Consider the following 13,494-nt stretch of genomic DNA (forward strand, 5'->3'; position numbering starts at 1 on the left):
TCTACAAACTGTAGGGCAAGGTTATGTCCGAACAGTATAATCTACGCCTGTGGAGACTGTGTAAGACGCAGTGGGACCCCCTACTATGCAACGGTCTATGAAACAGGAAGCCCCTTCTTTAATCAGACCGTAAGGTGGATAAGGAGGGGTTATTCACCGAGTCAATATAGAACAACGTAAGAGTGAATAACAGGAGGAAAACAGAATGACAACAGTTTTATTTGTAAAAGCAAACAATCGTCCAGCGAACCAAGCGGTGAGTGTGAAATTATACGAGGCTTTTTTAGCGAGCTATAAAGAATCACATCCAAATGATACAGTGGTAGAGCTTGATTTATACAATGGGGAATTGCCGTATGTAGGCGTAGATATGATTAACGGTACATTTAAGGCGGGTAGAGGACTTGATTTAACAGAAAAGGAAGCAAAAGCAGTAGCTGTTGCTGATAAATATTTAGATCAATTCCTTGCAGCTGATAAAGTTGTATTTGGTTTCCCGTTATGGAATTTAACAATCCCAGCTATACTACACACATATATTGATTATTTAAACCGCGCGGGTAAAACATTTAAATATACGCCAGAAGGTCCAGTAGGTCTGATTGGAGATAAGAAAATTGCATTATTAAACGCAAGTGGTGGTGTATATTCGAAAGGACCAGCAGCTGAAATGGAAATGGCTGTTAAATATGTAGCTAATATGATGGGTTTCTTCGGTGCAAGAGATATAGAAAAAGTAGTGATTGAAGGTCACAACCAATTTCCTGATAAAGCAGAAGAAATTATTGCTGCAGGGCTTGAAAAGGCTGTTAAAGTAGCAAGTACGTTCTAATTAACAAAACACTATGGCAGTACCAGCGGGTGGTACTGCTTTTTCATTCGCTTATCTGTAAAATATGAAACGATAGAAAGAAGGATTACATTATAATGGAACGTTTATGGACAAAAAACTATATAATGCTGACAATTACAGCGTTATTACTATTTAGTGGCTTTTATTTACTCATGCCAACACTACCGATGTTTATTAAACAATTAGGTGGAAGTGAATCTCAAGTTGGATTTATTATTGGAGTGTTTACCATATCAGCAGTGATTTTACGTCCGATTGTTGGAGGATTAATGGATCGATATGGCAGGCGCGTATTTATAATAAGTGGACTACTATTTTTTGCAATGACAATGTATTTTTACGATTGGGTAACAGGAGTTATATTTTTAGTGGTATTACGTATCCTCCATGGAATGAGCTGGGCAATTGCTACAACTTCGATCGGAACGGCTGTGACTGATGTTATTCCACCATCTCGTCGCGGAGAAGGAATGGGATGGTATGGACTTGCAATGACTTTAGGCATGGCTTTAGGACCAATATTAGGTCTTTGGGTAGCAAAATCATTTTCATTTCATTATCTATTTCTTCTATGTACAGCATTAGCACTTATTGCATTCATACTTGCATTTGGTACGAAAATTCCAGTAGTTCAAAGTACAGAAAAAAAACCAATATCATTTTTTGAAAAAACTGTTTTGCCAATCGCTGTTGTTACATTTTTTCTATCCCTTACTTTTGGTGGCATTACAACATTTTTACCACTGTTTGCGGCAAAAATTCAAGTTAATGCTGGTACTTTTTTCTTAGTGTATGCTGTTACACTTACAGTAATTAGACCACTTGCCGGGAAGATATCCGATAAACATGGAGAAGGAGTTATTATTGTTCCTGCACTTTGTACACTGATAGTCGCACTATTCGTCCTAACAATGACAAAAGGGCTTGTTGGACTCGTTATTACAGCTATTTTGTACGGAATTGGATTTGGAGCAGCGCAACCTGCTCTTCAAATAGTAACGTTACGATTAGCTTCACCAGAGAAAAGAGGAGTAGCGAACGCTACATTTTTTACTGCTTTTGATTTAGGAATTGGTTTAGGATCTATTATTCTAGGATTTGTTTCACAAATCATGGGATATCAAATGCTATTTATTGTTTGTGCTGTATCTGGGTTTATTAGTCTGCTAATTTTTATTTTGTTTGTAAAAAAGACATTACTATAATGTTTTAATTTATGAAAAAGCCCATTAGAAAATGGGCTTTTTTCTTAGAGGTTAATGTTAACTAACCACTAAGACGGTTTGATGGAACATTTATTGTAACATGATAGTGGTTATCTGAAAATGGAAATAACATATGCAATATTGCATTTTATCCAAATATTTCTTCATGCTATATTAATAGAGAACCTGTGGGGGGGGGAAGAGTGTATGCAAAAACTTTTTAAGGGGAGTTTAGTGGCATTAGCGATGGTAACGTGTATGTCTCTAGTACGTAACGAAGTCGCAAAGAATCCCGAAGAAGAAACTGAAGAAGTGGATTTAATGTCTATCTTGCCTTTTGAGTATTAATAAAAAAGAAACAATCGCTTATAACAAAAGTGATTGTTTCTTTTTTATTGATTATATATATCTGAGATAATTGAATATGAATTTATTATGAAAAAGCCTCATTAATCCACGTTTAGCGTAATTAACGTATCCACTCTTCAAGGATCATTACGGTTTTATTTGTTGCATCCATCTCTATTTTCATACCAAGTGGAACGGTTAACATCGGGTGTGTATGGCAACAATCAAAGTCCGCAATAAAGGGTATGTTAATGCCGTCCAAAACTTCTAATAAAATCTCATATGGTTTTTTGTTTGTACCACTATCATGAAATTGCTCATGTTTTCCAAGAATCAAACCAGAAATTTTATGAAATACGCCATTGAGTTTTAGTAATGAAAAACTTCTTTCAATAGTAGCAGCATCTTTTGTCGTATCCTCGATAAAAAGGATATCTCCGCCTTTTATTTCTGGCATATACTCGCTGCCCCAAATGCCAGTTAAAGTATCTAAATTTCCTCCAATTAACCTTCCTGTTGCTTTTCCGCTATTTACACAAATCCAATCATTCTTTATACGTTGTTTTTCCTTCGTTTTTTCTTCCCAATTGATAAACTCATCCGTCCAATACGGCGGCTTTTTAATCGCATATGGTAATGTTTGTTTCTCTTCTAACATGTCACTAAAATATTCGTATGTAAAGTGAACAAATGGTTCAAACTCACCAAATGAAGGGATTAATGCAGGGCCATAAAATGTATGGATTCCAGTTTTGGCGTATATCCCAAGTAAGATTGCAGTAACATCGGAATAACCGATCATGATTTTCGGTTTTTTTATAAAAGCTTCATAATCAATATAAGGCAATATTGAATTAGAATTCATCCCACCAATGGTTGACATGATACATTTGATGTTAGGGTTTCGTATTAACTCGTTCAGTTCTTCTGCCCGTTCTTTAATGCTTCCAGAGCGATAGTTGTCATGTTTTCCAGTTAAATTTCCTTCTATTATTTTGAACCCCTTGTTCTCTAGGAATTTTTTTGCCCGCTCAAATCTTTTCGGTGCAGTATAAGTTGCGGGTGATGAAGGGGAGTAAATCCCAATTAAATCTCCTTTTTGTAATCTGCTAAGTTTCATAGTTTTCTCTCTCCCCTAAAAAGTGTTTTCTGTACAACGGTTCCTTCTTTTTGATTATTTTTTGAAAATTCCTTTTTATCCAATGTATAATAAATGAAAAAGTGCTGCAATATGAGATTCGTAACTATTCCGAGATCATCACGCCAATGATTAAAGGATTGGCTGAAAGTGGTGATTTATTTTTCAAACTTTATTTGCAAAGTAAAGTAGAAATCACTGATTCTCACGTTTCACCGCTGCTATCAGATCAGTTAAGCAACATGCCGCCAACATTAATTGCAACTACCGAATTTGATTATTTAAAAGTAGAGTGCGAAGCATACGCAGCAAAACTTGCACGAAGCGGCGTTCCTACAAAGCTGATTCAATACAACGGTACAAACCATGTATTTATGGACAAAATCGGTTTATATCCGCAAGCAGAAGATTTGATGAGTGAAATTGCGAAAGAAATGAAAAGAGTGTTTGTTTAATTAGAAAGAAGCTGGCTTCAAAAGGCACATAAATTCCTTTTGAAGCCAGTCTGTTTTGTTATCGACCGTTCTTTGCAATATATCGGCGCTTCGAAACGATTCAAAGACCATTCGACGATATTCGACATATGAATAGCACTAGATCATACCGAAAAGAAGAAGAGAAATTATGGGATCATGATCTCTCTTCTTTTTTATGTTTCCATTGTTTATGACAGTCAAAACATTGAGAAAAGGCGTTATCGCTACATTGTTCTGGATCACGTTCACATGGGTTAAAGCTAGGATTAGGTAGAACCTCGTACGGTCTCATCATATCGTAATCTTCATGTTCAAGAATGTGGCAGTGCCACGGATAGATTCCTGTAAATGGCCCAAAACGTGCAATAATTCGGGTTACTTCTCCGGGATTAGCACGAACCGTATCTTTCCATCCTCTCTCGTTTGGATCGGGTGGTATAGGCGGTCCGACTTTGAGATTAGAACCATTTGGATCGCCAGTAAATACGGCGCGATTCAAAATTTGAAAATGGACAAGGTGCAAGTGAATTGGGTGAGTGTCTGGTGTCGTATTGTACAGCTCCCAAATCTCTATCGTTCCATTATACGGTGTTTCTGTAATTGGTTCACTCCACTCCATGTTATTTAATAATGGCATAGGGCGCCCAAAATTATCGGTAGCTTCAAGTAAAGTGTTTTTTCGTGTTATTACAGCATACTGCGGGTTCAGGTGTTCCAAACAACTCAACTTTTTTGGAATTTTGCTTTTGTCAGTTCTGCAGCATGTTTGTTTCACGCGAAATTGCATAATCTGCCTCAAATCTTCAGAGGGACTTTCGCCGTCAGGGAATGGGGTTGGTGCGTCATTTGTTAAAATAATACTCTGACCGTTATGGTTTGAAAAATCAACAATGACATCGGCGCGTTCCGCAGGTGCAAGGATGATTTCGGATACTTGGACTGGTTGTTCCAAAAATCCTCCATCCGTACCAATTTGGATAAACTTTTGCCCAGAGCTCAGCCGCACACGATAAAAACGAGAATTGGAGCCGTTTAGGATGCGGAACCGGTATTTACGTGGCTCCACCTCAAGATAAGGCCATACTTTTCCGTTTACTAAAATTGTGTTGCCGAAAAATTCAGGTGTGACTGACGGATTTGGTAATGTAGGGTCGATTGGCGGAGGTGGCTGCGGTGCTGGTGGTGCCATATTTCCTGGTTGGGATGGATAGAATAGTTCACCATTGGCATAGAACGAACGATCTTGGATGACGAGTGGAATTTCAAATTTTCCACTCGGAAGATTCAATTGTTTCTCTTCTTCATCTCTGAGAAGATAGAAGCCTGCAAGACCGGCATAAACGTTCAAACGGGTGATTCCAAGGGCGTGATCATGATACCAAAGTGTTGCCGGACGTTGACAGTTTGGATAATAGTAGACTTCAGTCACAAATTTCGGCCCAACATTTCTAAAATCTCTTGTGAACCATGCTTCAGGATATCCGTCATCTTCTGGACGAACCCGAGCGCCATGTAAATGGACAACGGTCCTAACAGAAGGCATGGACGATTGCGCACCATGAACCGTTTGGTCGACAGGCAGCAGGTGTTCAAAGGGCAATTTATTTTTCCATTTCACAAGAATAGGGTGATTTCTTTCTACTTCGAATGTAGGGCCCGGGTACATACCGTTGTACCCCCAGACGGTAGTTGGCGACAAATCACGATGTAATTTTTGTTTGACTTGCTTCATTGTTACTTCATAGAATGGGATTCCATTATAGCTACTTTCTGGTTTTAAGACAGGAGGAATGGGTAAGGCATCGACAAATTTTTTTAAAGACAATTCAGTGCCTCCTTTTAAACAATTAAATGTTGTATGTCATATATCATATGAATTTCATTTATGATGGTATAGACGAAATTTTTCATTTTAGAGGATATTTTGTTTTGTTAGCTTGATAGTGATGGGCATGCGTGTCAGGCCCTATAGAATATTATTCGAACATTTTGTGAAAAACAACAAAAAACACCACAAACTACTAGGAGTAGGTATTAATTTCCTGGTGTCCATTCGAAACGCTATGTTACACTAAGGGAGCTTTAACGATCCATTCTAAAAACAGTAATGAAATGGGGTATTTACTTGAACTTTCCACAGTTAAAAATCGGTCATATGATGCCAAAGGTTCCAATTATGCAGGGAGGTATGGGCGTAGGTATTTCATTAAGCAAACTTGCATCTGCTGTTGCAAATGCTGGAGGAATTGGAATTATATCAGGAACTGGAATTTCCATCGACGAAATGAGACTACATATAAGGAAGGCGAAGGAAAAGGTCCAGAATGCCGGCTATATTGGAGTAAACGTTCTTTTCGCGATGAATGATTTTGCTGAAAAAATGAAAGCGGCCATTGAAGAAAAAGTTGATTTCATCATATCAGGTGCTGGGATTTCAAGAGATATGTATACTTGGGGCAAAAAGGCCGGCATACCAGTTATTTCAATTGTTTCTTCAGCAAAGCTTGCTAAATTATCTGAACGTCTGGGTGCATCTGCAGTTGTTGTAGAAGGTCATGAAGCCGGGGGACACCTCGGAACCGAAAGACCTTTATTCGATATATTACCTGAAGTAGTTGCAGCGGTTAAAATCCCGGTAATTGCTGCTGGAGGAATTATGACCGGAAAAGATCTTGCTCGTGCCTTAAGTATGGGGGCCTCTGGAGTACAGATGGGGACGAGATTTGTTGCAAGTGATGAGTGTGACGCACCCTTATCATTTAAAGAAAAATATGTACATGCTCGAACGAAAGATACTATGCTGCTCAAAACAACTGTAGGTCTCCAAGGTCGTGCAATTAAGAATAACTTCACTGAGCTGATAGCTGATGATAAAAAGATAAAAATAAAGAAGTGCATGAATTGCCTAAAAAATTGTTCTTATCGTTTTTGTACGCTAGATTCTTTGATAACATCAATGGATGGTGATTGTGAGAATGGTCTTGTTTTTGCTGGCGCAAGAGTGCATGAAATCAAGGAAATTCTACCAGTTAAAACAATCATCAACAATATCATGACAGAATATAAAGCCTGTATGTAAGTAAGAATTAATGTCGATCCTCTTATATTCATCTGAAGAAGGTACTAGAAAATCTTATAACAAATGCTATAAAATATTCACCGAATTCAATGAATATAAATATCGATTTAGTAGAAGAGCAAGATCAATATGTTTTTAGCATAGAAAATGAAGGTGCTCATATACCAGATGAGGATGTAAAGAATATTTTTAAAGAGTTTTACAGGGTTGATAAATTAAGAAATAAAAAAACAGGTGGAAATGGTTTAGGCTTGGTAATAGTAAAAGTTATATTGGAAGCCCACCATATTCAATATGATATAGAGAATAATAAAAAAGGCGTAAAATTTACAATTTATTTACCTGGAAATGAGTGAATTATTTTAGTATTAATTATAATGAACCGTATCACAAGTGATAGCAAAGCGGAAGTTTGAGTTAGACGTCGTAGAAGAGTGGTTTTAAGAGTCATGAAAACAAGCCTAACGTATTTAGTTAAGCTTGTTTTTTGTATAATGTATTAAAGATTTCTAATATAATTATGTACAAGAAGAAAGTAATTAATTAAAGTGGCATATTAGGTAGTAAAAATTAAGTAGCGCGGAGAATCATATTATATGATATTAACGATATTTTTCCGTATAAATAATAATTAGTACTATATTTTTAATATTAAAGAGCAATTGCATGAATGGTTACTCTTTTATTTAGAATTTTTAAATGCGGTAAATAACTTGTTGAAGGGTTATTTAGGTTCTATAATTTTTGCAGATAAGGGGAATGATAATTTGTTTAGTACGAGGGAGTATGGCATTATATTATGGTTAAGCATTATCATTATTTTTGCTCTATTTAAAAATGGAAAGCAGATTGGGCTTAGTTTGTTGATTGCTTACTTATTTCTCATAGTTTATTTGTTATTTTATTTAAAAATAATGGAATTAGAAATGATAAAGGATTATGTTATTTGGATATCCTCAGCCTTTTTTCCTGCGATGTATAAAGTTGTTATACATCGGAATGTTAGTATATTTAAAATGTTTAAGGACTTATTCAAATTTAGTATATTCTATATGTTTATTATAAGCGAGTACACCTTTAACTTTTGGTTAGAGTCAATAATAATAGTCCCGATTTCTTTTATATTAATACTTATATCATCTTTTATAGATATTGAAAATAAAGCAGAATATAAGCAGCTTAAGAAAGTAATAAATGTTTTATTGGCACTTCTAGGATTTATTATCCTATATTATGCTATGATTTCATTTATCGGTTCTATTAAAGATGTAGAAAAGATCATTTTTTGGAAAAAATTATTTTTTGAAATTATTATATTCTGTTTACATATACCTATTTTATACTTTAGTCAGATTGTTTCGGTCACCGAGCAAATTATATTAAAAACGAATTTAATATGGGATTCTAAAAAGAAGAAGAAGGCAATGATTTTGCTATTATTAAAATCTAGATTTAAGAAAGAAAGATTAAATGATTTTTATGAAATAATCTTAGCCAATAATCGTGTGAATAATATGAGAGAGTTAAAAGAATTAATTAATAATTAAGTTTCATGCTATGCAAAGTCCATTTAAATATTTGTAGAATGTATGCTATTTCTCTTCAGGATATGTAATGACTATCAAAAGATGCCAAAACTATGGGCTATAAGCTTGTTTCCAGTTCTGATTATCATCCAGCTAATTTTAGTCCTGTTTGGACAACGACCGGATAGCCTTATTCGTGTATTCCTTGAAACAAGTTCTTTCAACTATTCGAATATCCCTGCGCCAAAACCAGAAATAGTGCCAGGTGACGGGCATTATTTGTGTACGGTCTCTGCTAAAGGACATAAAAAATTGGTCAAGCCAGTCAGGGCAGGTATCAGAGGTGGGGCAAGAATTCCTGTGAACCGCCAGCTATTAATTGCCAATGCATTTGAGAACATTCTTGAACAATATGTTCCAAACTTGCATAGAGCCATTCGTAACTTCTATGACAAGTATGGCTACCCAATCAGCAGGCACATCAATTCAAAATGGTCCGCAGAAATCGTCTATCTTATAATGAACCCTTTGGAATGGTTATTCCTTGTTGTGTTGTATACGGTAGACAAAAAACCAGAAAACAGAATTCATATGCAGTATAGTGAGTTGAGGAAGTGAAATAATCAAGGGCGGTTGATATGGTGACAAAAGGTGATTCTTCAAAAAAGTAAAACGGGTCATTTATCCCGTATTAACGGGCAGTCAGACCCCCACTGACGGAAGTTTCACTTTATCGGCGCTTTTTGAAATATATCGGCGCTTCGACACGATATAAAGATACCTTGACAATATTCGACATCTTGGTTAGTTCAAATACAAAAGAACGTCATCCTAGAAAGGATAACGATTTTGGATGAAGAGATGATTGATCTCGGTTTATAAATGTAGTGGTATCAAAATGATTTTTCTTATAGTACAAGTTATTTAAATGATCAGTTTGTGCAATTTTTAAATATGAGGGTAGACGAATAGCCCGTGAAGAAAGTCTTCATGGGCTATTTACTTATAAAGATTGGAACAGATAGTTTATTTCTCTTTCAGTTCTTGCTGCTTCCCTAATAGTAAATTCCTGAGCACGTGCGCTCGGTAACTCTCCAACTTCCGCCCCTCATAATAATTTACGCCAAGCTTCTTCAACTCATACACGTACCAGCCTTTAGTTCCGTAATACATGACGAACCTTCTCCTTTTAAATTTTTTACAGTATATGCTCGAGTAGGAAAAGGAAAGCTTGTTTTACTTGCGAAAAATGTGGATTTTTCTGCATGCTATAATAATAGAAAAATATAGGAGGACTTCTAATGCCAATCTACAACAAATTAGTACGCGATCGTATCCCAAAAATGATTGAAAAGGCATGTACAACTAGAATTTTAGAGAATATATAGAAGAAATATGTAAAAAAACACAAGAAGAGTTAGCGGAGTACGTAGAAGCAGAAATACAGGAACATAAAATAGAGGAACTAGCGGATTTACTTGAGCTTGTTAACGCACTAGCACAGCATGAAGGCGTAACGCTTGAAGACGTGGAAAAAGTCCGCGTAGAAAAAGCTGAAAAGCGCGGTGGATTTGGGAAGAGAGTTTTCTTAATTGAAGTAAGTGATAATGAGGCAGAGTGATTACGTTAGGAAAAGAAAAAAGGCATTACTTATATAAGTGATGCCAAGTTATTTGTTAATTTTAAGCAATACACGAGTTCATCGTGATGACCTTTTTCAATCTCGCCAGTTGCCTCAAAACCGCTTTTTTCATAGATTCGTTTTGCGCGTTCGTTATCGTGGATTACCGATAAATAAATTTCTTTACATTTGTATTGTGCGCTCATTTCGTCAATTACTATTTGTAATACAGGAATGCCATACCCTTTTCCTTGATATTGATGCCCTAACATCATGCTAATTAATTCGTATCTTTCATGTTCTTTTCGGTAGCCATAGGAGGCAAATCCGATTAAAGTGTGATCGTCATAAATAGCTTTTGGGACAAAATTATAAGTTTGACAGACCCCAAGGAAAAAAGCGTTAGAACCGACCCATCTTTCGAATATTTGAATGCGTTCTTCTTGGTCTTTATCCGATTTCAAACTAATAACATCCCAAAAGTTTTCTTCTGTTACCGCTCCTAATTTTAGATTCATTCTTCGCTCCTTTTTTAACTTACTTTTCAAAGGGAAAAGCTCCTCCCGTACAAGAAGGAGCTTCCTTTTATTAAGCCGACTGTCTCCTTGCCTTCTCAAGTAGACTAGCTAAAATATGCGTACGAAATGACTCTAGTTTTCTTCCTTCATAAGTACGGATACCTAATTTTTTTAATTCGTGTACGTACCAACCTTTGCTACCGAAATGCATATAATCGCTTCCTCTCTTGTTTGGAGTAATTCTGATTGTCTTTTTTGTGGAATGATGAATTTCCATAGGAAAGTGGTTAACTTCTTTGTCAAAGACATATATACTAGAAGTAGTATATGTTGAGGTGGACTGAACAGCGTGATTATTGAAAAACACGAAATTCAAATTGATCAGATTACGAGTGGGAAGGTCAATATTATTACGTTTTATCGTAATAAGAAGCAAATTGACCACCAATTTTTACAATTGCAGGAGCCTTCTCTAACTGCGAATTATTTTTTTCATTTTCATCTAGATGCGGAAAGCTTGCGTCTCTTGCATGAAGAGTTTCCAAGTATTTATCCGTACAATCCAAAAGAGAGCATTCAGCAGTGGACGGATAAAATGAAGGATGAGTTAAAGCACCTTATTCAAACAGGTATGTGGAATAAGCGTGTTCGATTTGGTAATCGAATTGTAGAAGTTGTGTTTCTGTGGTGTGAAGAAGATATACTATGAAAAAGAAGCGGTGTAACGCTTCTTTTTTAACGCTGGAATAAGACAAGCTTTCCGCTTGAAGATGTGCAGCGGTGCGTGTGACCATACAATTGTTTGTCTTGTAAAAGGGCTTCGCCTTTTGATTTTGCTTCTGCTTCTGTCGTAGCCTCAAATGACTCGTCTAGTACTTTTGAACCGTCTTTTTCGAAAACTGTTAGTGTGTATACGCCCATGAAAATTCCCTCCAAAAAATAATCAGAATGTTATAACTATTGTGTCACAAAATACGCAATTATGCAAAAGAAATATGTGACAATATTTGTAAAGATTAAGATGACTTTTGTATCTATTTTTTTGGGGGGAGAAAAAGGGTTAGGTTCTTTTTGGGTTTTTTCCGACAAAATATGACATAACAAAGACATTTCCTTTGTTGTGATATTTTTGCATAATTAGAGAAACATGGAATTATGAAAGTTGAATTCACTAAAAAGAATAATAAATGAAGATTTGTTAGAAACGATAAAAACCGTCAGCTAACAACTTTAGATTGGTTTTCAATAGCGAAAAGTTATGCGACATTTAGCGATGTGAGGAAGGAATTTGATAAAGTACCATAGGTTGAAATAGAAAGTAAGGGTAGGGATAAGCCAGATGATAAAAAGCATCTGGCTTATTTTTGTTTAGATGTGGGGTGCATTATTTCTGAAGTTATAGTAGTAACTGTTTTTTAGAAACGGGAGATATAGAACTATTTTCAACAAGATAAATGAGGTTTTGCTCCGAAGCGAAACCTCTCTTTATCTTGGATTTTTATATGGTAGTTGAGTAGTTACGTTAAATTTATGTTTAACAGTTTAGAAGTAAAAAGGTATAATCTTAAAGGGATGTCTTTACAAACAGGGAAAAATTTTCATGAAAAAGGGGTAATGAGATTAGATGATAATAGGGATCATATGTTTAATTTTAGGAATAGATTTAATTTGGTGGAGTAACGGGAATTTATGGTTATTGATACCTGGCATTCTATTTACAGCTGTGGGTGCTATATTAAGCGTGACGTTTATTTGGTTGAAGAAAGAAGTAAGAAAATCAGAGAAGAATAGTTAGAAGTTATATAAATGCAAAAGTGAAACCTCCATTAGTGGAAGTTTTTTTGAAAGAATAGTTTTGTAAATGCCGTACCGTAGTCTAGTAAACAATTACTTCGAAGTGATAAAAAATCCTGAGAAATTTCTCAGGATTCTTTTTTATCCCGCATTTATATATCTTTAGCGTAATGCCGAACTTCCATATCAAAACAGTTTCTATTTGTTCTCTAAAGCAATTTCTTCTTATTTCAAGAAATGTAATATGATTTAACTCAAATCTTTAAGTAGATTATTTTCCCATGGAACAATACTTAATAGAGTTTTTTTATAATTAAACAAGTGCAATACGTAATTAATATTATACTTATCTTTATTTATAAATTCTATATCATTTGCGTTAAAGTGGCTGCCGATACGAAAGGCGTTAAAATACTCGTGCCAATCTGAATAAGAATGTTGTGAAAGTCGTGCAGCCTGTATCATAAAGTTCTTTGCTTCCTGTTTTGATAAATAACCGAGTCTTCTACCGACCCGACATAAACAAATGCACCATGCATAATCAAACGCTGCAATTCCGGAATCCGTCAAAATATGTAATCCGTAATTAGCAATATAAAGTTTTTCATAGTCAGGGTGGTCTTTCGATAATTGCTTTCGCGCTGCCTCGGAAAGAGGAGTCAATTGCTGGCGTATACGATTAAATTCCTGCCGTGTTCCTTCTTCTAAAAACCAATTGATTTTCTCTTTTAACTCCGTCGAATTTTCAATCTTCCATGTCCATAACACGTTCTTCAAAAAACGTTTCCCAATAAGGCGGTCTCTAATAAGGGTGAATTCATATCGGGTAAAGTAGTTTGTAAGATAAACACAATTCAAACAAACGGAAGACAAACAGCGGAAATATAGTTCGAGCTGTTTCTCTTGTTTTCTTTTAGATAAAATAGGCATTCTGTC

16 protein-coding genes and 2 pseudogenes are annotated in these 13,494 nt (G+C 35.7%); 11 read left to right on the forward strand and 7 right to left on the reverse strand.

The window, feature by feature from the left end; translation table 11 throughout:
* The first annotated feature begins 205 nt into the window (after positions 1-205).
* The 3 genes from BM211_RS20775 (at position 206) to BM211_RS26150 (ending at position 2,406) form a co-directional block, all read left to right on the forward strand.
* Positions 206-832: an FMN-dependent NADH-azoreductase gene (locus BM211_RS20775; RefSeq protein WP_090999277.1), complete on the forward strand. Its 627-nt coding sequence runs from the start codon at positions 206-208 to the stop codon at positions 830-832.
* Between the two features lie 95 nt (positions 833-927).
* Positions 928-2,058, forward strand: coding sequence for an MFS transporter (locus BM211_RS20780; protein WP_090999279.1), 1,131 nt, complete (start codon positions 928-930; stop codon positions 2,056-2,058).
* A 207-nt stretch (positions 2,059-2,265) separates the two neighbouring features.
* Positions 2,266-2,406, forward strand: a complete 141-nt coding sequence (locus tag BM211_RS26150; RefSeq protein WP_141771678.1) for a hypothetical protein — start codon at positions 2,266-2,268, stop codon at positions 2,404-2,406.
* Positions 2,407-2,527: 121 nt separating this feature from the next.
* Here BM211_RS26150 and BM211_RS20785 read toward each other — a convergent pair whose 3' ends face one another.
* The gene (locus BM211_RS20785; RefSeq protein WP_090999281.1) at positions 2,528-3,526 is read right to left on the reverse strand and encodes a S66 family peptidase; all 999 of its coding nucleotides are present in this window, start codon (positions 3,524-3,526) and stop codon (positions 2,528-2,530) included.
* A 101-nt stretch (positions 3,527-3,627) separates the two neighbouring features.
* Here BM211_RS20785 and BM211_RS20790 point away from each other — a divergent pair, with 101 nt between their 5' ends.
* Positions 3,628-3,999, forward strand: coding sequence for an alpha/beta hydrolase fold domain-containing protein (locus BM211_RS20790; RefSeq protein ID WP_256217168.1), 372 nt, complete (start codon positions 3,628-3,630; stop codon positions 3,997-3,999).
* A 175-nt stretch (positions 4,000-4,174) separates the two neighbouring features.
* On the opposite strand, the gene BM211_RS20795 is transcribed toward BM211_RS20790, so the two are convergent.
* Positions 4,175-5,845 (reverse strand): multicopper oxidase family protein, encoded by a 1,671-nt coding sequence (locus tag BM211_RS20795; RefSeq protein ID WP_035437846.1) that lies wholly within the window; start codon positions 5,843-5,845, stop codon positions 4,175-4,177.
* A 282-nt stretch (positions 5,846-6,127) separates the two neighbouring features.
* Between BM211_RS20795 and BM211_RS20800 the strand changes: the two genes are divergently transcribed.
* From BM211_RS20800 to BM211_RS20815, 4 genes and pseudogenes are all read left to right on the forward strand, one after another.
* Positions 6,128-7,099 (forward strand): NAD(P)H-dependent flavin oxidoreductase, encoded by a 972-nt coding sequence (locus tag BM211_RS20800; protein WP_177206970.1) that lies wholly within the window; start codon positions 6,128-6,130, stop codon positions 7,097-7,099.
* A 32-nt stretch (positions 7,100-7,131) separates the two neighbouring features.
* Positions 7,132-7,455, forward strand: coding sequence for a sensor histidine kinase (locus BM211_RS20805; protein ID WP_256217169.1), 324 nt, complete (start codon positions 7,132-7,134; stop codon positions 7,453-7,455).
* Positions 7,456-7,761: 306 nt separating this feature from the next.
* Complete coding sequence (locus tag BM211_RS20810) at positions 7,762-8,646, forward strand: hypothetical protein (RefSeq protein ID WP_141771679.1); 885 nt, start codon at positions 7,762-7,764, stop codon at positions 8,644-8,646.
* 42 nt (positions 8,647-8,688) lie between these two features.
* Positions 8,689-9,243: pseudogene (locus BM211_RS20815) on the forward strand (DUF6688 family protein); the annotation flags it as partial.
* Positions 9,244-9,651: 408 nt separating this feature from the next.
* On the opposite strand, the gene BM211_RS20825 reads toward BM211_RS20815, so the two are convergent.
* Positions 9,652-9,798 (reverse strand): DUF2639 domain-containing protein, encoded by a 147-nt coding sequence (locus BM211_RS20825; protein ID WP_081904989.1) that lies wholly within the window; start codon positions 9,796-9,798, stop codon positions 9,652-9,654.
* 128 nt (positions 9,799-9,926) lie between these two features.
* Between BM211_RS20825 and BM211_RS26820 the strand changes: the two are divergent.
* Positions 9,927-10,246, forward strand: a pseudogene (locus BM211_RS26820) (phosphoribosyl-ATP pyrophosphohydrolase).
* A gap of 29 nt (positions 10,247-10,275) precedes the next feature.
* Here the strand turns inward: BM211_RS26820 and BM211_RS20835 are convergent.
* Positions 10,276-10,764 (reverse strand): GNAT family N-acetyltransferase, encoded by a 489-nt coding sequence (locus BM211_RS20835; RefSeq protein ID WP_090999306.1) that lies wholly within the window; start codon positions 10,762-10,764, stop codon positions 10,276-10,278.
* A 70-nt stretch (positions 10,765-10,834) separates the two neighbouring features.
* Entirely contained in the window at positions 10,835-10,975 is a 141-nt protein-coding gene (locus tag BM211_RS20840; RefSeq protein ID WP_081904988.1) for a YflJ family protein, read from the reverse strand.
* A 138-nt stretch (positions 10,976-11,113) separates the two neighbouring features.
* Between BM211_RS20840 and BM211_RS20845 the strand changes: the two genes are divergently transcribed.
* On the forward strand, positions 11,114-11,473 hold the full coding sequence (locus BM211_RS20845) for a hypothetical protein (protein WP_035437834.1): 360 nt from the start codon (positions 11,114-11,116) through the stop codon (positions 11,471-11,473).
* A 26-nt stretch (positions 11,474-11,499) separates the two neighbouring features.
* Here the strand turns inward: BM211_RS20845 and BM211_RS20850 are convergent, their stop codons facing one another.
* Positions 11,500-11,685 carry a YhzD family protein gene (locus BM211_RS20850; RefSeq protein ID WP_035437832.1) on the reverse strand — a complete coding sequence of 62 codons (186 nt, stop codon included), beginning with the start codon at positions 11,683-11,685 and terminating at the stop codon, positions 11,500-11,502.
* Positions 11,686-12,388: 703 nt separating this feature from the next.
* Here BM211_RS20850 and BM211_RS26570 point away from each other — a divergent pair.
* On the forward strand, positions 12,389-12,559 hold the full coding sequence (locus BM211_RS26570) for a hypothetical protein (protein WP_177206971.1): 171 nt from the start codon (positions 12,389-12,391) through the stop codon (positions 12,557-12,559).
* A gap of 248 nt (positions 12,560-12,807) precedes the next feature.
* On the opposite strand, the gene BM211_RS20855 is transcribed toward BM211_RS26570, so the two are convergent.
* Positions 12,808-13,488 carry a DUF1266 domain-containing protein gene (locus tag BM211_RS20855; RefSeq protein ID WP_035437830.1) on the reverse strand — a complete coding sequence of 227 codons (681 nt, stop codon included), beginning with the start codon at positions 13,486-13,488 and terminating at the stop codon, positions 12,808-12,810.
* Between the last annotated feature and the right edge of the window lie 6 nt (positions 13,489-13,494).

The organism is Bacillus sp. 491mf (assembly GCF_900112415.1).
Taxonomy (GTDB): domain Bacteria; phylum Bacillota; class Bacilli; order Bacillales; family Bacillaceae_G; genus Bacillus_A.